This window comes from Priestia sp. TRM10, from assembly GCF_057808375.1.
Genome location: NZ_JBJZOT010000013.1, coordinates 778,672 through 804,374, shown reverse-complemented (window position 1 = coordinate 804,374; position 25,703 = coordinate 778,672). Strand labels below are relative to the sequence as shown.

Annotated in this window: 21 protein-coding genes; 2 read left to right on the top strand and 19 right to left on the bottom strand. The window is 36.3% G+C overall.

From position 1 onward, the window contains the following. Positions 1-470 precede the first annotated feature (470 nt). The 10 genes from ACK3CR_RS15240 to ACK3CR_RS15195 form a co-directional block, all read right to left on the bottom strand. Entirely contained in the window at positions 471-1,679 is a 1,209-nt protein-coding gene (locus ACK3CR_RS15240) for an MFS transporter (RefSeq protein ID WP_488975689.1), read from the bottom strand. Between the two features lie 339 nt (positions 1,680-2,018). Next, on the bottom strand, positions 2,019-3,863 hold the full coding sequence (locus ACK3CR_RS15235) for an ABC transporter ATP-binding protein (protein WP_243511894.1): 1,845 nt from the start codon (positions 3,861-3,863) through the stop codon (positions 2,019-2,021). Next, positions 3,850-5,598 carry an ABC transporter ATP-binding protein gene (locus ACK3CR_RS15230; protein ID WP_243511899.1) on the bottom strand — a complete coding sequence of 583 codons (1,749 nt, stop codon included), beginning with the start codon at positions 5,596-5,598 and terminating at the stop codon, positions 3,850-3,852. The genes ACK3CR_RS15235 and ACK3CR_RS15230 overlap by 14 nt, the downstream gene beginning before the upstream one ends. Positions 5,599-5,644: 46 nt before the next feature. Next, positions 5,645-5,950, bottom strand: coding sequence for a hypothetical protein (locus tag ACK3CR_RS15225; RefSeq protein WP_243511902.1), 306 nt, complete (start codon positions 5,948-5,950; stop codon positions 5,645-5,647). A gap of 195 nt (positions 5,951-6,145) precedes the next feature. Then, positions 6,146-6,526, bottom strand: coding sequence for a RidA family protein (locus ACK3CR_RS15220; RefSeq protein WP_480380779.1), 381 nt, complete (start codon positions 6,524-6,526; stop codon positions 6,146-6,148). A gap of 36 nt (positions 6,527-6,562) precedes the next feature. After that, a complete protein-coding gene (locus ACK3CR_RS15215) occupies positions 6,563-7,291 on the bottom strand; it encodes a 4-carboxy-4-hydroxy-2-oxoadipate aldolase/oxaloacetate decarboxylase (protein ID WP_488975688.1) in 729 nt (242 codons plus the stop codon). Beyond that, entirely contained in the window at positions 7,291-8,022 is a 732-nt protein-coding gene (locus ACK3CR_RS15210; RefSeq protein WP_488975687.1) for a PIG-L deacetylase family protein, read from the bottom strand. The genes ACK3CR_RS15215 and ACK3CR_RS15210 overlap by 1 nt, the downstream gene beginning before the upstream one ends. Before the next feature lie 520 nt (positions 8,023-8,542). Further along, positions 8,543-9,184 carry a GntR family transcriptional regulator gene (locus ACK3CR_RS15205; protein ID WP_488975686.1) on the bottom strand — a complete coding sequence of 214 codons (642 nt, stop codon included), beginning with the start codon at positions 9,182-9,184 and terminating at the stop codon, positions 8,543-8,545. 646 nt (positions 9,185-9,830) lie between these two features. Next, positions 9,831-11,192, bottom strand: a complete 1,362-nt coding sequence (locus tag ACK3CR_RS15200) for an MFS transporter (protein ID WP_488975685.1) — start codon at positions 11,190-11,192, stop codon at positions 9,831-9,833. A gap of 114 nt (positions 11,193-11,306) precedes the next feature. Beyond that, positions 11,307-12,263 carry a catechol 2,3-dioxygenase gene (locus ACK3CR_RS15195; protein ID WP_488975684.1) on the bottom strand — a complete coding sequence of 319 codons (957 nt, stop codon included), beginning with the start codon at positions 12,261-12,263 and terminating at the stop codon, positions 11,307-11,309. An 822-nt stretch (positions 12,264-13,085) separates the two neighbouring features. Between ACK3CR_RS15195 and ACK3CR_RS15190 the strand changes: the two genes are divergently transcribed. Continuing rightward, the gene (locus ACK3CR_RS15190) at positions 13,086-14,246 is read left to right on the top strand and encodes an MFS transporter (RefSeq protein WP_488975683.1); all 1,161 of its coding nucleotides are present in this window, start codon (positions 13,086-13,088) and stop codon (positions 14,244-14,246) included. 600 nt (positions 14,247-14,846) lie between these two features. Here ACK3CR_RS15190 and ACK3CR_RS15185 read toward each other — a convergent pair. The 6 genes from ACK3CR_RS15185 to ACK3CR_RS15160 form a co-directional block, all read right to left on the bottom strand. Then, positions 14,847-15,605, bottom strand: coding sequence for a L,D-transpeptidase family protein (locus ACK3CR_RS15185; protein ID WP_488975682.1), 759 nt, complete (start codon positions 15,603-15,605; stop codon positions 14,847-14,849). 491 nt (positions 15,606-16,096) lie between these two features. Continuing rightward, a complete protein-coding gene (locus ACK3CR_RS15180) occupies positions 16,097-17,341 on the bottom strand; it encodes a serine hydrolase domain-containing protein (RefSeq protein ID WP_488975681.1) in 1,245 nt (414 codons plus the stop codon). A 320-nt stretch (positions 17,342-17,661) separates the two neighbouring features. Continuing rightward, a complete protein-coding gene (gene hemG / locus ACK3CR_RS15175) occupies positions 17,662-19,044 on the bottom strand; it encodes a protoporphyrinogen oxidase (protein ID WP_430239029.1) in 1,383 nt (460 codons plus the stop codon). 387 nt (positions 19,045-19,431) lie between these two features. Next, positions 19,432-19,806 (bottom strand): ArsR/SmtB family transcription factor, encoded by a 375-nt coding sequence (locus ACK3CR_RS15170; RefSeq protein WP_243511931.1) that lies wholly within the window; start codon positions 19,804-19,806, stop codon positions 19,432-19,434. Beyond that, positions 19,807-20,226: an SRPBCC family protein gene (locus ACK3CR_RS15165; RefSeq protein WP_243511934.1), complete on the bottom strand. Its 420-nt coding sequence runs from the start codon at positions 20,224-20,226 to the stop codon at positions 19,807-19,809. It abuts the gene before it with no gap. Positions 20,227-20,387: 161 nt separating this feature from the next. Continuing rightward, on the bottom strand, positions 20,388-20,840 hold the full coding sequence (locus ACK3CR_RS15160) for a DinB family protein (protein ID WP_243511945.1): 453 nt from the start codon (positions 20,838-20,840) through the stop codon (positions 20,388-20,390). A gap of 418 nt (positions 20,841-21,258) precedes the next feature. Here ACK3CR_RS15160 and ACK3CR_RS15155 point away from each other — a divergent pair, with 418 nt between their 5' ends. Continuing rightward, positions 21,259-21,618, top strand: coding sequence for a hypothetical protein (locus ACK3CR_RS15155; RefSeq protein ID WP_243511948.1), 360 nt, complete (start codon positions 21,259-21,261; stop codon positions 21,616-21,618). A gap of 145 nt (positions 21,619-21,763) precedes the next feature. On the opposite strand, the gene ACK3CR_RS15150 is transcribed toward ACK3CR_RS15155, so the two are convergent. The 3 genes from ACK3CR_RS15150 to ACK3CR_RS15140 all read right to left on the bottom strand — a co-directional run bounded on the left by ACK3CR_RS15150 (position 21,764) and on the right by ACK3CR_RS15140 (position 25,630). Further along, positions 21,764-22,690, bottom strand: a complete 927-nt coding sequence (locus tag ACK3CR_RS15150) for an alpha/beta hydrolase (protein WP_488975680.1) — start codon at positions 22,688-22,690, stop codon at positions 21,764-21,766. A 74-nt stretch (positions 22,691-22,764) separates the two neighbouring features. After that, positions 22,765-23,865: an FAD-dependent monooxygenase gene (locus ACK3CR_RS15145; protein WP_488975679.1), complete on the bottom strand. Its 1,101-nt coding sequence runs from the start codon at positions 23,863-23,865 to the stop codon at positions 22,765-22,767. 568 nt (positions 23,866-24,433) lie between these two features. Continuing rightward, on the bottom strand, positions 24,434-25,630 hold the full coding sequence (locus ACK3CR_RS15140; RefSeq protein WP_243511957.1) for a cytochrome P450: 1,197 nt from the start codon (positions 25,628-25,630) through the stop codon (positions 24,434-24,436). Between the last annotated feature and the right edge of the window lie 73 nt (positions 25,631-25,703).

Below are 25,703 nucleotides of genomic sequence, written 5' to 3'. Positions count from 1 at the left end.
ATACAATAGAAAACTAAAACATCTCCTCGCCCTACCCATGAATCTCACAAAGGTACGGATTGGCTGGTCAAAATATAAGCGTATAGTTTGGGGTACTTCTCTCTAGTTGTAGAAAGTTTTAAGTAGCACATTATTGGGCATGTTTATAAGGATAATGATATAGAAAAATAGATTATAACCATGAATATTAGATGACGTCTACTCCATTCAGAGAGTTAACCCTTCTCAACATTTACGTACTACAAATTCAGGATAAAATACCCTACATAAAAAAATCCCTCTTTCAATGTTTGAGAGAGGAAGTTTTTCATATATTACGCCTTCTAGTTTGATATAGTATATTCCCTTGGTAAGTAACTTCATACTAGCCCTATGACATTTTATACACTAATTAAGGTTCTTTTCCTTCCTAACAGTGTAATTTATCTTACAATTGTTACCTCCCCTTTATTAAAACCAATTTAAGATGATTAATGCATCATACGCCAATTCTTAGCCTTCATAAAGATAAAGAGAGAAAAAACCACTCCCATAGTAGAAAATCCAAATAATAAGTAGCGAACGGAAATACCTAATGTCATTAAAAAGGAAAACAACGTCTGAGAAATAGGGTTGAAGGCTGTTTGAGCTAAGAAAACAATCCCCATGACTCTTCCCATTATTTTTGAATCTGTGTGCTCTTGAATCATCACATCTGTTGGTATAAAGGTCATGAAGCCTAGGAAACCAATTAAACTTACCATTGGAATGAGGCCCCATATAGAAGGGATTTGACTGAACACACACATAAGAATGGCGCTTGTTATTAATGAATATAATGTTACCTTCCCACGATTTTTATGAAGGGTAACGATCAGTAAAATCACTGTAGCTACGAGAGAACCTATTGAAAAACCTGCCTCTAGAAAGCTTAAATGAAGAGCTGTCCCTCCCTCTTCTTTCGCTAATAGAGGTAAGCTTAGAAAAAGAGGTCCAAAAATGAAGAAATTAATGACAATGATAATTCCGATTCCTACTATATATAAGGGTGAAGCCCGAACGTAGTTATACCCTTCTTGAAGTTCTCTAAAAACTGTACTTTTTTCCCCAGTTGACAAAGGTTTTTCATCCTTAATTATAGAGGGAAAAACAAGTAATGAATAAATGAACATACTAATCATGCTTATGATAAAAGTAACAGAAAAGGAATAGTAGTTAATTAAAGCTCCCGCAAGAACTGGACCTATTAAAAAAACTAACTCTTGAGAACTATGGATCATTGTATTTGCGCCTTGAAGCTCCTTTTTCTCTACTAGCACTGGTATTAATGAAGACAAAGCAGGAAAAAATAGTCCATCCAAACAACCAAGTAGAAATGAAACAACTAAGAGGATAGAAAATGTAAGATTTCCATCAAGATAAGCATAAAGGAGAAACCCTATAAGAATGGTTTTGGCTATTCCTGTGCTAAAAAGAATTTTAGACTTTTGGATGCGATCAGCCATTACTCCTCCTACTATCATTGTGAACATACGTGGCAACGAGGCAACGGCTAAAAGAAGTCCCATATATTGCGGTTGTTTTAACTGATCAACTACATACCAAGATATAGTAAGGAGAAACATGGAATAACCTAATACTGAAAAAAGTTCAGCACCTAAAATAAACATAAATTTTTTATTTTTTGACAAAGTATACATTTAGAAATCTCCTTGTAGAAACACGTTATTTTCAGATTTTTTCACTTAAATAAAATAATTAAGTTAAGTTAACTAAACTATATTCATGTTATATTCCTTTTATTCTCCTGTCAATATTTAATTATTTAATCTATCATCCCTCTCTTATATGATTGTTCATGCTATATGTACTTACCGATTTTTTTAAGGTCAGCAAATTTTTTGATAGAATACCTTTCTCAATGCGTTCATGTTTAATTTTGATAAGTGGAAGCTAGTTCATGGTCCATTATAAAAAAAGCTAGACAATAACTGTCTAGCTCTTCTACTTTATCTTCTTTCAGCCGTCCGTCTGATTTCTCACATAACCTGACTATGTTGGTTATTGTAAAGGTTAGCATAAAATCCATCCTTCTCTAATAACTCTTCATGTGATCCCTGTTCCATAATCTTGCCGTCATTAATAACGAGAATAATATCTGCATCTTTAATTGTACTAAGTCGATGAGCAATTACAAAGCTTGTTCTTCCCTTCATTAGAGTTTTCATTGCTTCTTGAATATGAAGCTCTGTTCTTGTATCAACACTGCTTGTTGCCTCATCTAATATAAGGATAGAAGGATTCGCAAGCAGGGCTCGAGCAATTGTTAACAGCTGTCTTTGTCCTTGACTTAAATTACTTCCTTCCGCGCTTAGGGAGGTGTTATATCCATTAGGCAGCTTTCTTATAAAAGAATCTGCATTAGCAAGCCTTGCAGCGTCTTCTACTTCCTTGTCTGTTGCATCTAGACGACCATACCGAATATTTTCCAGGATCGTCCCAGAAAACACATAAGCATCTTGCAAGACAAGACCAATTTGTTTTCTTATCTCTTTCTTGTCTAATGTATACAGGTCTTTTCCATCGATTAAAATCTGTCCTGATTGAATATCATAAAAACGAGTTAATAGATTAATAATCGTTGTTTTCCCTGCCCCAGTTGGACCGACTAGAGCAATCTTTTGACCAGGTCTAGCGTGTAGCGACAGATTTTTTAATATGGCTACATCCTCATTGTAACTGAAATGCACATTGTTAAACTTAACGTCCCCTTTAAATTCTGAATGAGAGCCTGCATTACTTTCTTCCCCATCCTCAGACTTCATATCTAGTATTTCAAATACGCGTTCAGCTCCTGCAATAGCAGATTGAAGCATATTATATTGGTTAGCGAGCTGGTTAAGCGGCTGACTAAATTGATTGGAATAGTTAAGAAAACTAACAATAATACCAATTGTAATCATCTCGTGATAAGCAAAGATTCCACCGCTTACCGCAATAATTAAAAAACTGAAGTTGCGCATCGTATTCATAATAGGACCCATTGAGCCGGAAAGACTTTGAGCTTTAATTCCAACTGATCTTAGGTTCTCATTCATGTCTTGAAATTCTTCAATAAATCTATCTTCTCTTCCAAATCCTTTAACAACTCTTAATCCTGAAATACTCTCCTGCACAAACCCGTTCACTTCTCCTAAACTTTTTTGCTGCTCTGAAAAATAGCGACGCGTATATTTGGTAATTTTCTTTGTAATGAATACAATGATTGGCACAGTAAGCATTGTAACAAGTGTCATCGGGAGACTTAAACTAAGCATCATTACAATACTACCAACTAACATAAAGATGCTTGAAATAAGTTGAATGACCGTTTGATTCAGGGTATTCGACACATTTGTAATATCATTTGTTGTTCGGCTCATTAGTTCGCCATGTGTCTTCTGATCAAAAAATTTAACTGGCAATGCTTGATATTTCTCAAATAAATCTTGCCGCATTTCTCGTACTGTTTCTTGTGATAAACTTGCAGCCGTATATTGTTGAAGCCATGTAAATACTGCCCCAAGGACATAAATTCCTAATAAAACAAAACTCATTTTCACAAGTCCGTTCCATTGATGTGGAACAATATAGTTATCAATCATTTTCCCGATAAGATATGGACCGAGAAGCAGCAAAAGGGAAGTTATCGCAGTGTAGACGATAACTGACAACAAACTACGGCGTTGCTTTTTTAAATACTGCCATATTCTACGTAATGTTCCTTTTACATCCTTAGATTTTTCACCTTTAATTGTGCCTGGTCGCGGACCTTTACCAGACTGAAACCCCATTTGTGCTAGGTTAGTAACGTCTTTGGAACCCCCATGATTATTTGTGCTCATAAGACACCTCCCTTTCACCAAACTGAGAGCGATAAATATCTTGGTAAACCGTACAATTCTCTAATAGCTCTTGATGTGTACCGCTTCCTACAATCGTTCCCTCTTCCATTACGAGAATCTTTTCAGCATCTATACAAGATGAGATTCGCTGTGCAATGATGAATGTTATATTATCCTTTATTAATCCTTTTAAAGCATCGCGCAATTTTCTTTCTGTTTCAGAATCCAAAGCACTTGTACTATCATCCATAATTAAAATAGATGGCTTAATTAACAGTGTTCTAGCAATTGAAATACGCTGCTTTTGGCCTCCAGATAAATTAACACCTTTTTGGCCGACCTTTGTATCATAACCATGAGGTAGTTTGGAGATAAAATCATGTACTTGAGCGATTTTAGCAACCTCTATAATGTCTTCTTCTTTTGCATCTACTTTACCAAGTGAAATATTATCTCTTATAGATCCTGTGAATAAAAAGGAATCTTGAAGAACCATTCCAATATTGTGTCGAAGTTCTGCAAGCGGAATATTTCGAATATCTCTCCCATCGATAACAACAGAACCTGATGTCACATCATACAACCTTGGAATTAACTGCACAAGCGTTGATTTTCCAGCTCCTGTAGAGCCGATAATAGCCACAGTCTCTCCTCGAGAAGCCTCAAAGTTGATATCTCGTAATATTGAGTCCTCTCCTTTTTTGCTATTATTGTACGAAAAGTTTACATGTTTAAATGAGATATGTTCTCCTAGAAGTAAAGATCTTTTCTCACTTTTAGCGTCTACAATACTAGGTTCAGTAGACAAAACCTCCTGTATACGTTGAGCTGATACATTCGCACGAGACACGTCCATCAATCTACCGCTTACCATAATTAACGAAGAAAGAGCTTGGGCCACATAGTTAACAAAAGCAACTAAGTCTCCTACTTTAAAAGAGTCTCTCCAAACAAGAGGACCACTATATAAGAGAATGCCAACAAGACAAACGTTCATAATGAGCGTCATAATAGGAGAATTCAAGGCAATAAAACGTGAAGCTTTTATTGAGCTTTGCGTGTAATCTCTATTAACTTTTTGAAATCTATTTGTTTCATAACCTGAGCGTACAAAAGCTTTTACAACACGAATGCCTGCTAGGTTTTCTTGTATTCTCGTATTTACCATATCTAGTTTTTGTTGAACTTTTGAAAACAGCGGATAAGAAAAACGCATAAGGACAATCAGAACACCAATAAGAACAACAAGAGTCCCAAGCAAAATAAGACCAAGCCGAAGGTTCATCAATAACGCCATAATGACGCTACCAATGAGTAAACATGGTGCTCGAACAAGACCTTGAAGCGCAACTTGCACTAATGTTTGAACTTGCACAACATCATTTGTCATACGCGTAATTAAAGATCCTGATTTAAACTTATCTATATCCTGAAATGAGAAGGTTTGCACTTTCTTATACAAATCTGCTCGAATATCTCCCCCAATATTTTGCGACGCACGACTTGCAAAGATGTTACATCCGACCCCCATTATTAAGGAAAGCAATGCTACTAAAACCATGAGTATTCCTGTATGTTCGATAACATTGAAATCCCGCTCTACTACTCCATTGTTTACAATATAAGCGGCTAACTTTGGCTGTAGTAAATCAAAGAACACTTCAAACAACATAAAAAGAGGGCCGAGAATAACGAATTTCCAATAAGGTTTTATGTATCCTTTTAGTCCACTCATTTTCATTCGTCTCCTTGAGCTAGAATTTGTTTTTTCAATAAAATCATTATTTTTCTTCTTTCTCTGTTTTCTCTCTAGAGAGCTCTCTCTCCTCGGTTTCATGGAGCTCAAAATGTTTCATAAATTCATCAATAACTAACTCAATCGCTTTCAACTCACCAAGAATAACTTGCTTAATTTCTGCATATTCTGGTGAATCAAGCTGTTGTTTTAATGTTGTTCGTTTTATATGTAGTCTTTCTAAAAAATCTAATGCTCGACCTCTTCGAAATGTTTTAGCACCATGATGATGCCCTCTTTTATGACCTCCTCGATGCTTTTCACTTTTCATATGATCCTTAAAATCCTTCATTCATAAACACCCTTTCGTATACGTTTGTATACACTTTTTATATTTTCACTGTATACAAATGTATACGATTTGTCAAAAGAATTTTTTCTTATTTTCCAATCTGTTAACGCTCATTTGCTCATAGATTTTATGAACAAAAAGAACCCCACCTTGCATAAGGTAGGGATTGAATGACTACTTTCTTTATGTTAGATATTACAAAACTGCTGTCATTTCAATTTGCACTCTAAGTCCGTCTCTTAGTTTTTGAACAGTACTATGTCTTGCCGGACGATCATCTTCATTCGGAAACATCTTCAGCCACTCTACATTAACAATTTTCTTATATTCACGATCAGTTAATGAAACGCTTAGGTGAGCAATATCGTCGGTCGTTCCCCCAGCAAGCTCCATAATCTCTCTCATATAATGAAAAAGATTAGCTACCTCTTCTTCAATGCTTTCTGGCATTTTTCCTGTTTCTGGGTCAGAGCCAATGATTGCTGACGTATATACCATATTGCCTATCTTTACTGCCGTTGGTATTGGGTTTTGATGATTAGATCCTTTCACATGTAAAACTTGACGTTTTGCCATCTGTCCATTCGCCCCTTTTCAAAATTCACCAATTCTCTATCCATTTAATTCATTTGATTTTAGACATTTCTTTTTAAACTCATCTTCATCTTCATAATAAACAACCTGTTCTTTTTCAAGCGTTGGTCTAAGATTGTAGAAGTCTAAGCTTATTTCTCCCCGTGCAATTTTCTGCTTTGTTCCCTCTTCTTTTTGGAGACGTTGTTTTGATAACTCTAATGTAGACTGAAAATCTGCTTTTTTCACAACAACAACGCCATCCTCATCCGCCATGATCAAGTCGCCTGGATCAACAGAAGCTCCGGCACAAACAGTAGGTGCATTTACCCAACCACCTCTTGTCTTAGTCGTTCCTTGAGATAATACTGCTCTCGTCCAAACCGGAAAACCCAATTCACGAATTTGAGCTACATCTCGTATTCCTGAATCGATGATAACACCCTGAACCCCTCGTTTAATTAAGGCAGAAACAATTAATTCCCCAATCATACCTGCTACTCCCTCGCCTACAGTTGTAATAACGAGAACATCACCTGGTTTACAAACTTCAATTGCAGCATGAATCATTAAGTTATCTCCTGCATGACAAACAGCCGTTACTGCAGGGCCGCAGACTAGCGTTTTCTCTAAAATAGGCTTCAAACTATTATTCATAAGTCCAATCTTACCTTGTGCTTCATAAACAGTTGAAACATCAAGTTTCTTATATTTTTCAATAAGTGTTGCGTCAGGTCTTGTAATATTCTTTACAACGTATTTTTCCATTAGATGAATTCACCCCCAACATAAGGGAAGAAACGACTAAATGCTTCAGCATATTTATATTCATTATTTCCCGAACATCTGCGAGCATGATTCCCGCGTAGTTGTGCCTTTGCTCCATAATAATTAATTAAATGGTTCTGTGCTTTAAAGCAATTCATAGCTGCTTGCTTTTGCTCATACGTTTCAGTTATGTCAATAATCACTTCTGGTTTAAAATCACTAATTTCCGATTGGTGTGGTTCAAAACCAAAGATACTAGCTTGTTTTGTTCTTTCTGTTCCCTCTAATCTAACTCCATTCGAAGTTGATAAAACACTTGCATCAAATACAAATTTAGAGACTGTTTCATGATCAGGATTAAAGGCATCTCTAGGTCCGTGAGTTAATATATGATGAGGTTTTACTTCTCTAATTTTACGAACTAGGCGATCCATTCGCTCTGAATTGATTTCCATGTGATAGTCTTGATAATCCCAAATTTCAAAATTTTCAACCCCTAGGCATTTTGCGGCTGCTTCAATTTCTCCTTGTCGATGAGCTTTTACACCTTCCAACGTTTGTCCTTCAATATTCCAAAGATCGTTTGATTCTCCTCTTGCTCCATAACTTAAAATAACAAGCGATACGTTCGCTCCATGACTCACGTACTTAGCGATTGTACCGCCACCTCTCCACACAAAATCTGCAGCGTGTGCACTTACAACTAATAGATTCGTATTCTTATCAACCATTTTCCATCCCCCTAAATTCTTTGATTAAGTTCTAAAAAACGAATTTGATACTCAATATTGTTCAACAATTTTGTTTACACGTTTAGTATAGAATACGGTTTCATTCTTGTCAATATTCATTTTCAGTATAAGAAAAACGAAAGGGTTCGAAATAAGAGGACACTAGCCATCTATGTGATATTTGTGAGTAGTATAGGAGAGTTTTTTTATCCTTCTTTTAATGCTAGTAAAAACATAGAATTCGGAGTTTTACTATTATGGGATTAACATGAAGAATAACTAAAGAAAAAGTTGTGAGCGATCTTTCTAACGATTGTGAGGAATTAAGAATGACCCGTTCTTTATAAACGGCTATTCCTATAAAAACATACTAAATATTTTTTATAACGACTTCTGGATAATGGTTCTTATTCATCGCGTTATCCAAGGTGATAAATAGCTATTAATGATTTCAAAAGCAACTATTGTAATCATTATCATAAAAAAAAGTGAGGTTGCCCTCACTTTGAATTGAATTGAATCATAATAATAATGAAAAGTTCTCCTTGATTGTAGTACGAACATTTGCAATATGATCTGTTACTGCTTCTTGAGATAACTTTTCATCGCGAATTTTTAATGCTTCAAAAATTCTTTTGTGCTCTTGAAAAGAACTTTCATTTCTTCCTGGAATTAAAATTGTTCTAAAGTGATATCTTGATAATTGAGTTCTAATGACATTTAAAATTTTAACTGCTTGCGGATTTTTAGATGCCTGATATATAATTTGATGAAATTCTTTATTTAAATTAGAATACTCGTCAAACTGATTTTGTTTTAAGTATAAATACATCTGTTCCAATATTTCTTCCAGCTTCTCTAGTTCAATATCACTAATATTTTTTGTCGCTGTGCGGGTTACTAATCCCTCTAACACCTCACGAATTTCTAAATAATTTATCATCTCTTCCAAAGTAAATGACTTGATAAATGCCCCTTTGTTCTTTTCAATCTCTACTAAATTTTCTTGTTCTAGTTTTAATAAGGCTTTTTTAATTGTATTTCGGCTAACCCCAATGACTTCAGAAAGTTCAATTTCTGTTAATTTTTGGGATGGTCTATAACTCCCATCTAATATTTTTTCCTTTATAAATTGATAAGCGTTCTCCGTGGGTCTACTCATACATTAATCCCTCTTTACTTAATTTTATAATTGTATTATATCAACATTGTTGAACAATTCAAAACAATATTGTTGAACAATTAATCATAATATACTATTATTTTAACTTGATTAGTCCAATTGGTCGCAATGATAAAACATACTTTTGTCAGATCCACCATGATGAATAGTACTATTATCATCACAAGATGATGCTTTAGGCTTATCTTGTGAGTTCCTTTGCATCATCTAAAGACCACTGTTGCTTTTAATCACGTAATGAATAAAACACTATGTAAGTACTTTAGATACATTCTTATAAAAAAGAAAAGATGAAAAAACTTCGGCGATAACCCCCCTTCAGAAGAGACAGCTATTATAAAAAGAAGGATGATGATATAACATCATTTTACTGAGGAAGAAGGAGTCATTCTTCAAATAAATATTCACTATGAAGAGGAGAAAAATTTAAAACGGTTATAAGCGACTTTACTCTATCAAAAAATAAAATATTAGGAAATGACTATATAGCGAAACAAGTTGCGGGGGAATAGTCGTTATTCTTTTTATTGATATGTATTTCTTACAAAATCCCCAATACAATTGTTTAATAACTGTGTTGGGGATCATGACAGAATATTTTTGTATATTAAGTAAACATGAATCGTTATTTTGAATCATTAAAATTAACTTTTATATTCTCTTGATATGTCAAAGAGATACTAGTAGGTTTTTTCTTCACAAAGAACAGAAAGACACAAGCAAATACTCCAGGAAGGGCAAAAGTGATAAAGCATAAACTCGTAGAAATATTAAATGTGAGCAACATTCCACCTAAAGTAGGTCCAAGCATTCCACCTAATCTTCCAACACCGTTTGCTAAACCAATACCTGTAGAACGTACATCATTAGGATAATACTGTGATACAAAGGCGTTTAACAGGCTTTGAGCTCCCATTGTACAAAGCCCTGTAATACTTACTAAAGAATAAAGAAAAAAAGTGTTACCTTTTATGCCAAGCAATGCAAGACACAATGCTCCAAGCACGTACATCCCCATTAATAATTTCTTAGAACCTTTTCGGTCTGCAATGATACCTAATAAAATGGTTCCTACTAGTGCCCCACCGTTTAAGGTAATAGCAAAACTCAAACTCGACAAAAGAGGATAACCAGATTGTTCCATTAATTTAGGTAACCAAGTATTTAGTCCATAAATCATTAATAAACTCATAAAATATACCGCACAAAAAAGGAAAGTGCTTAGTGCAAGTTTATTCTTGAATAATTTTGAAATAAACATACCTGTACTTCCACTCTCTGCATCTCTCACATCATTGTATTCACTTTTAAGTTTTTCTTTATAGCTTTTATCTATTTTATGAAACGTCTTTTCAATCACATCTAACTTTTCATTTCGAGTAAGAAAATGAATCGATTCTGGTAGAACTTTGTTCATTAAAGGAATTACAAACAATGGAATAATGGAAAACCACAAAACAGAACGCCAGCCAATAGAAGGCATAAACAACACAGTAACAGCTGGTGCTAACATCCCTCCGACTTGATTTCCACAAAGCACTAGAGTAATAGCTTTATTTCGTTGCTCTTTAGGAATATATTCAGTCAAAATTGTTATAACTGTAGGTAAAGCCCCGCCAAATCCAATCCCAGCAAGAAATCTACACCATGAGAACCAGACAGGATCATTTGCAAATCCAGATAATGTTGTAAAGCCACTAAAAAAGATGACAGATACAATTAAAAGTTTTTTTCTTCCGAATCGATCTGCTAACATACTTAGGATGATAGAACCGAACATCATCCCAAACAAACCATAACTTCCAATGATACCTGCTTGTATAGTTGATAAGGACCATTCCTTGATTAAAACAGGTACGACAGATCCGTAAACAACTAAATCATAACCTTCAAATGAAATGATAAACAAACACCAAAATACCAAACAATAATGAAAGCGCTTAAATTTACTTTCATCAAGAAACCTTTGCAGAGCATGCACGTTCATAAATATTCTCCTCCGCTATTATATTTTGATAAATCTACGGGTTATCATATACCGTGTTTCGAACTCAAAATTTGACAACGCTTACAGATTTGAGTTCGAAACACTTCTAAATATTTATCTATTTACTACTGGTGTACCATACGTATGGAATGTAGAGACGGTTTTATTTCCCCATGCTTGTCCTTTTGCTCGATCTTCTTCTGTCCAAGTAATTGGTTCCCAATCTGGGGCTGTAATATAGTATCCACCTGTGCATATCTCGATTCTTGTTCCACCTGGTTCATATACATATGTGGCAAAGGTTTGTTGTATAGCATGCTTACTTGGAGCAAATTCTATAAACACCCCATTCTCTAAGAAAATATCAGCCGCTCTCAAAACCGCTTCACGACTTTCTAAATTAAACGTAAGATGATGTAATCTTCCTTTCTCTCCTGTACTATCTAGGGTGTAAGCAATTTCATATGCTTTGTTAGTAAGATGCAGCCAAGCTCCAGCCTGTTCCCCATTATTAAGAACAATTTGTTCACTTAATTTACAGCCTACTTCATTACGCATGAATGTACTATTTTTATCTATATTTGAAGCAAGCAAGTTAATATGATCAAGTTGCTTCACCCCTACCCCTCGAGCAGTATACTTTTGAGGTTGATTCTTTAATGATGGTTTTAAATGAGCGGGCGGAACATATTTTTCTGTTTCATAATATATTTCCATTACATGACCATCTGGGTCAGTGAAACGATAACTCTTGCCATGGCCAATATCACCTTCCGTCCAGCCAAGTCCATAACCCGTTCTTTCTATAGATCTTGCTCTTCTCTCTAGCGCTTCTGGACTATATGTTCTCATCGCCATATGCCCTAAGCCTGCCTTATTATCTTCTGTTAACTTTAAACTATACAATTCATAATCATTCCACGCTCTTAAGTATACGGATTGTTTTTCCCTCTTTACTTCTTCCATTCCTAGAATATTTGTAAAGAATTTTAGACTATCTTCTATTTTCGGCGTTAGTAATTCTACATGCCCTAAATGTGCTACATCCCTTACTTGTTCATTATTAAACATTTCAACATCCCCTTTTAACTGAACAATATTGTTTAACAATTTTGATTATAATTAAGTTTTTCCTCGCTGTCAATGGAAGTTTGAATAATCAGAAACCATTGATTTTTATAGACTTAGAAAGGAACACTAGGTTATCACACATTTTATCCTTTTAGGCGAGAAGACTCCCACTTTAATTTTGTGCAGGGAAACGCCAAAAAATAAGTGGGAGATGAATTGCCTTTTCACGCATGGGAACACTTGTTCACATGCTATAATATTCCTATATAAGTTGTTCTTTGAAAACTGAAGATATGAGGTTATAGTATATAAATTATTAAAATCATTAGAGACGTTCAAATTTCTCTTTAAAGAATTAAAACCTTTTTATATCCATTTATAATTGACAGAATAATCGAAGTAATTTACAATTTAAACACAATATTGTTTAACAATTTTGTGTTTTTTCAAGCGTTGGGCCTTTATGGATTTACATGTCCATCTTGAACTCAATATATGAAAATATAAAGTGAATAAATTAGAATACAGTATAGCAAACTTAAACATTTAATATTTAGATAAGGGTCGTTTACTTAAAAGGGATATTAAAACCTAGCAGAGGATGAGGAAGAAAAAACAGGATTAGGAGAAATCAATCCGTAATTCTTATAAAATAAAGCTCTTACTATAGACGAATAATGTCAATTACTATAGAGTGAAAAATAAAATGTTTTGGAAAAAGGATTAATATCGGGAATTTTATTTAGATAAATAATATTTTAAGAAACCAAGCATTATATAAAAGTCTTGGTTTCTTCTTTTATTCGTAAGGAGATTAGCTATATGATACTTTATATCATTGTACTTTTATTTCTCATCTTTCAAACAAGTGTACGAGGAAATACTGTGCTCGTCACTTTATATGCTGTAGATCTTCATGCTTCACCCACTTATTTAGGGATCATTGTAGCAGCAACTTCTCTCTTTCCTATGTTTTTTGCAAGTTATGCAGGGAGGTTATCAGATCAATGGGGCTATCGCTTCTTGTTTATTATGGGGACAATGGGAACAGGGATTTCCTTACTATTACCCTATTTCTATGAAAATCAGTTATTTGTTCTTTTACTGTCACAATCTTTATTTGGACTGTTTCAAATTTTCACTATTGTAACAGTTCAAAATTTAATCGGGGCTTTAAGTAATAAAAAAACTCGTTCACATCATTTCGCTGTATTTAGTTTAGGTGTTTCAATTTCTAATTTTTTAGGTCCTTTACTTACGGGTTTTTCTATTGATCATCTTAGTTTCTCTCAAACTTATTTACTACTAGCTATTTTTGCTATTGTGCCTGGAGTTTTTATTATGTTCAATATTATCCATTTACCAAGACCTTTAACTCCACCAATTGAAGAAAAGAATAATTTTAGAGAATTACTTTTTAATCGTTCACTTAGAAAAACTTATATTACTAGTGGCATCATTTTAACTGGGGTAGGAATGTATGAGTTTTATTTCCCTGTATATGCTAAAAGTATTCATCTTTCCGCCTCACTTATTGGAATTATTTTAAGCTGTAACGCTATAGCTTATATCCTCTCACGCTTATTAATGAAACCATTAGTAGATAGATTTAAAGAAGAGAGTATTTTAAGCGGCTGTCTATTTGTCTCTGCTATAGCCTTTCTTCTCATCCCTATATTCACCAATCCATTATTATTAATGATTTCTTCCTTTATTATGGGATTAGGACTAGGTTGCTGTCAGCCTTTATCAATTGTAATGGCCTATAATGCGTCTCCTCAAGGTCGTACAGGAGAAGTGTTAGGAATACGTCTTACAATTAATAAATCTGTTCAATTTCTTGTACCTATTATTTTAAGTCCATTGGGATCCTTATTTGGATTCTCCCCTGTTTTTTGGTCTAATTCAATTTTATTTTTGCTTAGCAGCTATTCACTTTCAGAGAAAAAGCATTTTTCAAAAGGAAATTTGTTTAATAAATAATGTCTGTAAAAGGATACTTTTACAGACATTTTTAAAACAGATATTGTTGCTAAAATAAAAGACAGTAAAAAGAACATGACAATAAGCCTGTTTCTTTTACTGTCTCTATTGAGAAAAGTAAATAAATGTCCTTTTAGTTATTTAAAGAAAACCTATTATAAATTAGTGAAGGAACATGAGATTAGTTTTAGCAAGGATAATATAATAAGAAGAAACTTGTCAAAAATGTATAGATTTATAAATTGAGGTAAATAACCCGATAAGACCACCTATCACAGAGAGATAAGAAACAAATGGAAGACTAGATATTGGTTCATTTATCAATAAACTTCTCCCTCCATGAAAACACAACATAATACCATATAAACTAAATTATTCTTCCTTATATAATCAATGTTCTATGCAACTTTAGTTTACATAATGAAGATTATAAGCATTAAAGAAGGTTAGGCATCTAGTTACCCAACCTCAATTGAATATAATAAAAGAGAAGTGAATTTTTCTGAATATACAATATAACCTTTTGTTTCTTTCAACATCTTTCCTCATTGGTTGAAATTCATTATCCCTTTTCAAAAAGTTATTTATCTTCTCACTTTATCAAATTCCAAGTGCTTTTTTTGTTGCAGGCCCCACAATTCCATCTACTGTTAAATGGCGTGCTTTTTGAAATTGACGAACAGCCTGATCGGTATTCGCACCAAAAATTCCGTCTACTCCTTTGGTGCTATATCCAAGAGACGTTAACTTACGCTGAAGAATTTGCACTTGGCTACCTCGACTGCCTTTCTTTAAAATAGTTCCGGTAGAAGGTCCTGGTGTTGATCCATTGTTATTATTGCTTGATCCTATAAGTCCATATGCTATTGCAATAGAATCGAATGATTTTCCGGAAGTTGTGATGATAACCGTTGTATTGGTTGGCACTTGGCTAAATAACCACTCTACATCATTATCATACATACGAATACATCCACTGCTTACATAATAACCAATTGAACTCGGATTACTATTACCATGAATCGCATAAGTTGTACCCCATGTTCCGCGTGCATTCAAACCAAGCCATCGGTTCCCAAGGGGATTTCTTGGATCGCCCCCTGGGATGTTTCCCGTATAGTAAGGTCTATTCACAATCTTGTTCACAATCTTAAATGTACCTTCCGGTGTTAAAGAGGGCGTTCTCCCTGTTCCCACTTTAAAGACTCTCTTCAAATGGCTATTTTCATAATAAGCAAGCTGATTGTTTGCCTTATTAACAATGATAAATTTACTGCTTGCTGCAGAACTAGTAATTCCCCCTGCACTAAAAAATACCAGGAAAACCAAAATAAAGAGTATAAACCCTTTTTTAAACAAATTCTTTCCCCCTTTCTAATCCTCACTACTCTCTCTCTTTTTATAATCTTTTCAATTTATTTAATGAACATTTTTCTTGTCCTATTACCAAATACAATATTTATGTAGATTAAAATTTTAGATGTTGAAAAAGCAGAAAAAAACCTACTGTCCCCGAAACAGTAGGTTTTTTCTATTTTATAGATTGTATATGATATATAAACATAGTTAATATAATCTTTGTTATCGGAAATTACTACTTGGGTTAGTACCAGCAAAGCTGACACTAGCCGCAATGTAGATGTAATTAAATTGGAAATTATTTATTGGTGACCTCGTTAGATCTCTCGATGATTGCAAGCTTTGAATAGACCTCATAGAACGTGCGGCCATGCCCCTGCCCGCTTCCACTTCATCCAACCAACTCCGCGTCGGGTCACGGTTCTTTCCCAATAAGATCGATGAAATTAACCGGCCTTTCTTTAAACGAACAACGAACCGCGAGCTCGGTATCAGTCTTCGATTGCCTGATAGACCAAGGTCCAGAAGTCATGGATAAGCCGCGATGAATCTGGAGTGGACGCTCCGACCTGGGTGAGCAGAATTCCGGTGAGCTGTTTTTCCGGGTCAGCGTACGTCGCGGTGCCGCTTCCGCCGTCCCAGCCGAACTGGCCGATGGACGCGTAGTCACCACGGTAGGTACGCACCGCCATCCCAAAGCCCCAGCCGCCGTGCTGCCCTTGGCCGAATGACACATGGACGTTGTTGCGGGCCATGGCGTTTCGGGCGGCTTGTTGCTCGGGCGTGAGGCGGTTGGTGGTCATCAACTGGACGGCGGGGCGGGATAGGATCCGTTCGGTCCCGTGCATCCCGTGATTCAGCAGCATCCGGAAGTAGGCGTGGTAGTCGTCGACGGTGGAGACCAGTCCGCCTCCGCCGCCCTGGAACGCTGGAGGCTGGCTGTAGCGTCCCTCCTTGGCTTCGTCCCAAACTATGAACTCTCCGGTCTGCGGGTCAGGGGCGTAGAGGGTTGGCAGCCGGTCAATCTTGTTGACAGGCACGTAGAAACCGGTGTCCTTCATGCCCAAGGGGTCGAAAATGCGTTCGCGCAGAAACGTCTCAAACGACTGGCCCGTGACCCTGGCGACAAGCACGCCGAGTAGATCATTGCTGATTTGGTACTGCCAGCGCTCTCCGGGATGGTGCATCAGCGGAAGCGTGCCAAGGCGGCGCATCCACTCATCCGGCTCGGGCATCGGCTCCGGTAGATTGGGCGTAAGCCCCTGCTCGAAGATCGCGTTCATGATCGGAGTGCCCAGCGACGTCATATCCATGCCGAGCCCGAACGTGGAGGTCAACAGGTCCCGTACAGTGATCGGCCGCCGCGCCGGCACGGTGTCTTCAAGCGGGCCGTCAGCCCGTTTCAGTACCCGCCGGTCGGCGAGTTCGGGCAGCCACGTCTCTACCAGATCGTCCAGCCGCAGCCTGCACTCGTCGAGCAGGATCATCACCGGCGCGACCGCGACCGGCTTTGAAGTGGACGCCATCCGGAAAATCGTGTCCCGGCGCATCGGTGTGCCACCGTCATGGCGCATCGTGCCGATCACTTCGACGTGCGTCTCACCGTACCGGCTGACCAGGGCGACGAGCCCAGGAATCTTCCCGGACTCGACATGCCTTGCAAGCACATCGCGCATTCTGCTCAGCCCTGTTTTGGAGAAGCCGCTATTGCTTTGTCCCATTGTAATCTTTTTCATTTGGTTTTCCTCTCTTTACTTTTATTATCAGCCCTATTTGTTCTACAAATTCTGTTTTGTTATTCATGCTTGAAAGCCCTTTGTCACTCTATCTAATCTATTTTCTTTTGGATATAAATATAACTGTTCATTGAATTCTATACCTAAAGGTACGCTATCCGATAAATAAGATTTAAAGTTTTATGCGAATGTAACTTTAAAACAAAATTAGGTAAAACCTACTTATAATTCCTAATCGGGTAAAGTAACTAAATTTTGCATAAACAAAAAAAGAAGGTGACCCAAAAGTATAACTTTTAGGAGCACCTCCTCTTTCTATATTAAAACATTTGTATAAGCTTCCTTGCTGAATCCCCTCCGTTTTTGATGCAGTCAGGGATGCCTACTCCGTAATAGGAACAACCCGCAAGAATGATTCCAGGATAGTCGGCTGCCATTTTGCTTTCCAGAGCTTCTACACTTTGTGGATGGATAATCAAATAATTTGGCATTTGATCTGTCCAATTTGTTACTTCACTGGCTATTGGCTCAGCGTCAATTCCCAAGCTTTTGTGAATATCGCCTAGGGCAATCTCAAGCAGTTCTTCTTTGTTCATGTTCTTTAATGAAGCGAATGAAGGATGACTACTTTTATAAAAAAGTCTGACTAGCAGATTGCCTGATTTTGAGGTATGGCCCCATTTTCGGCTTGTCCATGTACAAGCATTGCAGAACAATTCATTAGTATTCGCAGTGATGAAGCCCGTGCCATCCGCGGGCAGGATGCTGTCAGGCACGTCAAAGCCAAGATACACACTAACCAGTGAACTGCTTTTCAACCCAGCAAATTCGTTTTTAAGGTCCGGGTCATTGATTAAAGATTCAGCAACTGTATGTGGAATGCTAAGTATGATGTAGTCCGCTTCAATCCTTTCCTGATTGTTTAGATACACACGATAATGGCTGTTTTCTTTTTCAATTTTATGGACTTTGGTATTTTTCAAAATCTCAGCATCAACAAGATTTTCCTCAAACGCATCAATTAATGTATCTAAGCCATTTTGAAAAGAAAGAAACTTTCTTTCCCCGCCTTTAAATTTCTGTTTATTAGCTTCAAGCCCTTTTATAACACTTCCGTATTTTTCCTTATAATCTATTAAATACGGAAGTGTAGAAGCAATGGTTAAGTCACTAAGTTTTCCAGAATAAACACCGGAAAGAACAGGGGCAATTTGTTTTTCAACCAACTCTGTTCCAAGAAAATACTCCAGAAAGGAACCGATAGAATCGTTTTTCGTAAATATTTTATTAGTTGTATACAAATCCTTCATTGCCGCCACTTTTCCTTCGGCAGAAACGAGCGTGCTCTTCGCCAACGATTCTATGCTTGCAGGAATTCCGAAGACAGCATCATCCGGAATGGGCTTTAATTCTCCGTCAGTATATATATAAGAACGGCCTGTCGCATTGTAAACAACATCCTTTTCTAAACCAAGTTCTTCAATCACAGGCATTGTTTCTAATTTACGGGACACAATCGAATCTGCACCTGCTTCCATTAAAAAACCATTTCGTTTGACTGTTCGGATTTTCCCGCCAAGCTGATTGGACGCTTCAGCCAGAACTAGCCTGACATCTTTCCCATTCGCCTTTTTCCATTTTTGTAATTCATACATGGCCGATAACCCCGTTATACCGCCACCAATCACAACAACTGTTTTCACTTACTTCCACCTCTTATATCATTCCATCTCTTAGAAGGCGACAGGTGCCATCCAAGTATTTACAGGCACTATCCAAATTTCCTCACTGATATTAATAATAGTGTCGCTGATTTTCAAATCCTTTTGTTTTATTATAAAGGTGAATGTTTTAGGATGAAAGGAATTAGCTGATTGTTGACATTGAAAAGTGCGTTTGAATACGACCAACTTGTTAAAGTAAGTGGTGTCTAACAATTGGGATGCAGTTCAACAAAGAAAAAAATAGAGGAACAGTATATGTAATTCATCTCATTCAAAATCTTATAATTGCTGTTCTTCTTACTTGGGTTATATAGATGTTCCTCAACTAACGCAATTGTTAGTTAAGGAACAAAAAAAGATCGGCAATTAACTCTCCTGGTCTTCTGCAGTTTCAGATTTCATGAGTTTTAGACTATTTTCTTCAGGGACTTCCACAATATGTTTCAACATAGAAAGCTTGTTTTCCCAGAACTTCTCGTAAAAAGCAAGCCATTGCTTTAATTCTGTTAACGGCTCAGGATGCAGTCGATATATTTTTTCTCTGCCTACCTTACGTCCACTGACTAGTTCAGCTTCTGAAAGGATGCGTAGATGTTTGGCAATGGCCGTGCGACTAATTGGAAAATGGGATGTAATTTCTGAAATAGGTAATTCCTTTTCTGCAAGTAATCTTAGAACCTCTCTTCGAGTTGGGTCAGCAATTGCTTGAAATACATCGTGCTTTTGTTGAGATACAGACACTTAGCTCTCCACAGTCCTACGAAGATTTCCAAGGATTCCTACCCATCCGCCAGACATTCTACCGTGAATAACTGAAGCCTTTTCGTTCGCTTTGTTCATAAGCTCATCCCGCTGTTTCCAACCGCCGTGAATAAGGGTGAACTCAGTCTTTTCTTCCAACTCTTTTAAAATAAAGGAAACAAACCAACCTTCCGTATCCCATGTAAAAGAAAGACGGTTTGGCGGATCGAGTTCTGTTACTTTACAAGGTGAAGGACCAAAAGGTGATTGTAAATGGAATTCATGACCTACTTCTGCTAAAAAATCATTTGGCATGAACCATGCTGCAATGCCATCAGCAGTAGATACTTGTTCCCATACCTTTTGGATCGGCGCTTCAATGACAACTGTTTGTTTAATATCTTGTAATGTATATTCCATTCATTCTCCTACTTCCCTCTTTAAATACGAAACCTTTTGGTTTCACTTTTCCATATTATATAAAACCTTTTGGTTTCATGTCAATATTAATTTACCTTCGCCTATTTATACTTATTCATGATTTGACAACCATTTTTCATACATAAATACTAAAGATTTATTTAATAGTTACTTAAGATTCCATTGTGAATATGATGTTCCATATGCTCTAGATAATCTTTTATAAGCCACTCTAGTGTCTGCTGTTGATTATTACCTATATCACAAATGTTGGATAGCTTTTCATCAGATATATTCTTAATAATAGTAGCAACTTGCTTATTTAATGTCTGAAAAAGGTTTACTATTTCATCAAGGGATCGATCTTGATAGCCCTGAACCTCTACCCATTGGTCTTGATTATACAATTGAATTCTATATACTGGTTCTTCATATTGAATTTTTATAAATCTTTCAATGTTATTTATCGCAGAATCACATAGATGACCTAAAATCTCTTTTTTAGACCATTTATTTGGTAATGGTCGATTAGAAATTTCCTCTTCAGACATAGAGTTGTACTCCTCTGGTAATCTTTTTATCCAATGTTGGATGCTCTCCACTATGTTTTGCATATTTTTATCCCCCTAATTTTCTTATAAATCTCATCTTCAGCTTCCACCTCTAAAATCCCTTTACTAAATAATCTTCCCACGCATTGCTGCCTTGTTCTAAAAGCTTATTCAACAATGTGGATTAATTATGAAAATATGTTTCACTCATCCTTATTCACCTCTTGAGATTGACTAACCTCCATTAGTTCCTCCATTTCTTCTTCCTTCCATGGATTCTTATATTCTAAAAAGAGCTCATGCATCTCAGTATGGATCGGAACTAACCAATTCACCTGAATTTGTACATATTGATGAAGCTTTTTGGCGTCCTCCTTGCCAGCCTATATAATTGAATATATAATCGCTAATGCAATCACTCTAAAAAAAATCAGAATGTCTGTGAACTTAACGACTTCATAGGCTATGTTAGGAGGGAACGATGTCAGAAGGAAGTGCGGTAGAACAAAACCATGCAATCGCAGCACTCGAGTCCGTTATCCGAAAGTCTGAGCATGCGTTAGATAGTATGGCATCAGATGTTCCAGCCCGTAAAACATTGATAAAACGATTAAAAGCCGCAAAGGTTGGATTGGCGGTTTTGCGTTCTGTCTGGCAGGAAAAGTCTTTTGAATACGATATGACAGAAAGCAAGGAAGCACGAAATGTTTTAGCAGGAATGCTTCCGATGTTGGGTAAGTTTTATGATAAGGCAAAACCAGGCAGTTCACAGCATACATTAATACAGAGACGCATTGCTGCCTTTGAACTTGCAGTGAAATTTCTTGATGAGCGATCCTAAAAATTGAAGAGTGTAAGACAAAAAGCCGGAACGTCAATTCCCGGCTTTTGTCTACAGTCTGAGAGGAGTTTTAAACAAATAAGAAAATATGTAGGCGTATACATACATGAAAGTTAAATCTACTAATCGTACCCTTCAATATAGATTAAATTTCTTTATTTAAAAAAGCGCCTGTACGTTGATAAATATCTCTATATTCATCAAGGTGAGTGAATTTACCTAAGAAACCATGAACAACACCTTCATATCTTTTCGTTTCCACATGTACATCAGACTTCCTTAAGTTTTCTGCAAATAGTTCCCCTTCATCGCGAAGTGGATCATATTCTGCCGTAATCACAAGCGCCTGTGGAAGATTCGCTAAGTTTGTTTCTTTAACAGGCGAAACGAACGGATTATTAGGATTTGCATTTTCACCTAAATAGAAAGCATTATATTCGGCTAGTTGATCACTTTCTAAGCCATAACCTTTTGCATTTTCAATGAGGGATGGGTAACGAAACTCACTAGCGTCAAGATCTAGTGCTGGATAATATAATACTTGTTTCGTAATGGTGAATTCTTTTTTAACACGTGCCATAAGGGAGGTAGCAGCAGCTAGATTTCCTCCTGCACTATCCCCTGCAACAGCAAGATTCTTACCATCCCAATTTAATTCCTCTTTATGTTCTGTTGCCCATTTCGTTACATTATAGCAATCTTGTAAACCAGCGGGAAACGGATGTTCAGGAGCAAGACGGTAGCCAACAGAGATTACTTTGTAACCAGATTCGCTTGCAATTGGACGAACGATCTCGTCGTAACTTTCTAAATCTCCTGCAATAAATCCCCCACCATGAAAATACATAAGAAGAGGGTATGGGCCTTCTTCCTTTGGAGTATAGATTCGGACTGGTATATCCGCTTCAGAAACTGGAATAGTTTTTTCTTCAACTGAATAAACTTGTACACGTTTTCCAACAGGTAAGATAGGGATATAAGCTTTTCTTTGTTCTTCTGGAATGACTTCCTGTTTAGCCGGTAATTTTTGCATTAAATCAAACACTTTTTTTATTTGGGGATGTAATGGCATACTAAATAACCTCCTACATTTATTGTTTAGAATTTTTTTATTCGTAGTTTGCTATATTCAGATCTACGGATATTTTAGAAATAGTTTTTTTCAGGAAAAGCTGTTTCACTTTGTTCAGACGGAAATTGACGAGATAACCTTTGATATCTAGTTGTTATTGGTTTTCTCCATGACTCGTATTTTCGTAATGCCTCTGGAATTGAATCCGCTTCACGCAACGCAATAGCCAATGCTCCCGCATCTTGTATCGCCATGTTTGCCCCTTGACCTTGGTTATGAAGCATAGCATGTGCAGCATCGCCAAGAAGGGTTATACAATTAGAAGACCAACGCTCTAGTGGATCAATATCATAGAGGGCTCGACAATTGAACTCCTCTATACTTTCTACGATTTGTTGGATTTTAGGATCAAAGTTTCTTAAGTGTTTGATAATATCTTTTTTCTCTATATCCGGCCGCCATGATGGATCTTCGGATGGTACCGTAATATCAACCGAAATTTGCTTTCTATACTGTAATGGTAACAAATAGACCTGTACTTGCCCATCTACAAAAATTCTTAGTGTGTTATCAGAAGCAAGACCAAATGTAGCTTCTTCATTTATAATCGCTCGATAAGCATGATAACCAGAATAAACAGGAGTGACATTACAAAATATTGAACGAGCCTTTGAATGAATCCCATCCGCTGAAATAACTAAGTCAGCATCAACAGAGATACCGTTTGTAAAATGTACTTCTGCATAATCGTTATAGTTGATGACACGCTCACACTTATGATTCAAATGAACTGATTCAGGTGGTAATTGACTAATAAGAGTATTAATTAAATCTGCTCGATGAATTAATCTTGCCCATCTTCCATCTGAATTTTCAGTCAAAAGAGGCCACTCTTCTTTTATAAGAAGATCTCGATTACCGGTCAGTATCTCCATAAAATCGCTCTGCCAACTCTTACTCTCTATCTCCTTATAAATTCCCCAATCCTTGAACAACTCTACAGATGGCGGGCGCATACCAATACCTGCCCCAACCTCCTTTATAGATGATGCCTGTTCATAGATTTCAGCATGAATTCCTTCGTTCTGTAGAGCAACTGCGATTGCTGTACCACCAATTCCTCCTCCAATAATTATAACTCTTAAGTCGGCCTTTTTCTTATTTTTCAGTTTCATACCTAACTTCCTTTCACAAAAATAATTGGAAAATAAGTTTATGTACGATATTTTACCTATCCAAAAATATATTCTCTTTTTTAAGTTTTGGTAATGTTAATCACCCTTTCACTTTTATATTTGTCATTATATCGATAGGAAAAATGCTCTCGTAAGTGAACATTTTGTGACATCCTAATTTTCTACATTGACAGAGCGATATGAAAATTCATAATATATCCACCCCTTCACCTACTAAAAGGCAAATACAAAAATACTTTTTCAAACGAACATTATCATCCCTCTACAAAGCAACATCTTGTCTTTATAAATGAATGATGGGAATAAAAAAGATGTTCTCTTAATCGAGAACATCTTCTATTTAACAAGTTTGTTATCCAGTTTTCTTCTTCATCATTATCCTAGCGAATTCTCTTTTATATTTATCAAAATCCAAACGAAAAATTAGAGAAGTCTTTATGTTCATTTTCAATTTAAAAATAGGCTATCTCCCCTAGATTAAGAAAAAATGAATGATCAAAGTTCATGTGCTGCATTGTATTCCTAAATGTAGAAATCCTCTAAAACTTTAATTCTCCTGTACTTCTAGCGGAAATTCTTTAAGTCCAAACACAAATGCACTTTGAATAGGCAATAATTCAAAATCATGAGGGATACAGATTTTTGAGAATTCTTTTGTTAATTGTTCAAAAGCAATTTGTCCTTCCATTCTAGCTAAAGGGGCACCTAAACAGAAATGAATTCCCTTTCCAAATGATAGATGTGGATTAGGTTTTCGATTAATCATGAACTGATCGGCATTTTCAAACTTATTTTCGTCACGATTAGCGGATCCAATCCATAGTGTTACAGAGTCTCCTTTTCTTATGTGCTGCCCTTTTATTTCCTTATCTTCTTTCGCAATTCTATGAAGTGCTTGAACAGGTGAACGGTAACGTAATCCTTCTTCAATGGCTAATGTAATATGCTCAGGATTTTGCTGAAGCTCTTGGTAATGGCTCGGTTCTTCTAACAATCCATACATTGTATTTCCAATAAGATTTGTTGTTGTTTCATTACCTGCTGCTAACAGCAAGCGGCAAAATGAGACAATTTCACCGTCTGTTAGCTTTTGTCCTTCTATTTCAGCATCTACTAAAATAGAAATAATGTCTTCCTTAGGATGAGTTCTTTTGTATTTAATAATCTCTTTAAAATACGTATCCATTTCAGTAATACTTTGCGTACGAAGCTTTTGTAATCTTTGAAGTGCCTCTTCTGATGAATCTTCTGGTCCTGCAACTAATAAATCAGACCATCGTTTAAAGTCCCCCATATCCTCTTCGGGAACTCCAAGAATATCAGCAATAACCATAACAGGTAATGGATACGCTAAATCTTTAATTAAATCAAATGTTGTTTTACCTTTCATATCATCTATAAGGTTTTCAGTAATTTGTTCAATTCGAGGTTTCCATAAATTTAATTCTCTTGGGGTAAAAGCTTTGCTCACAAGTGAACGTAATTGAGTATGACGAGGAGGATCGAGACTAAGAATGTTTGGTTCTCCTTGTTGAACAGGTCGCTGTGAAGAGAATACTTCCTTATTTTTGATAATTGCTTCAATGTCTTCATATAAGAATATATCCCAGCACTTCTCCTCTTCATTGTATGTAATAGGTGAAGTCTTTCTCATTTTTTCATACCATTCAAACCGCCCGTTCCAATTTTCCTCTGGAGTAGAAAATGTATGTCTTGAAAAAAACCCTACTGTTTTTTGTTTCATTATACTCGCTCCTTTTTCATAAATAATCAAAAAACCTAGCTTTCTAAGACAGAAGGTCTTTTAACAATGAAAT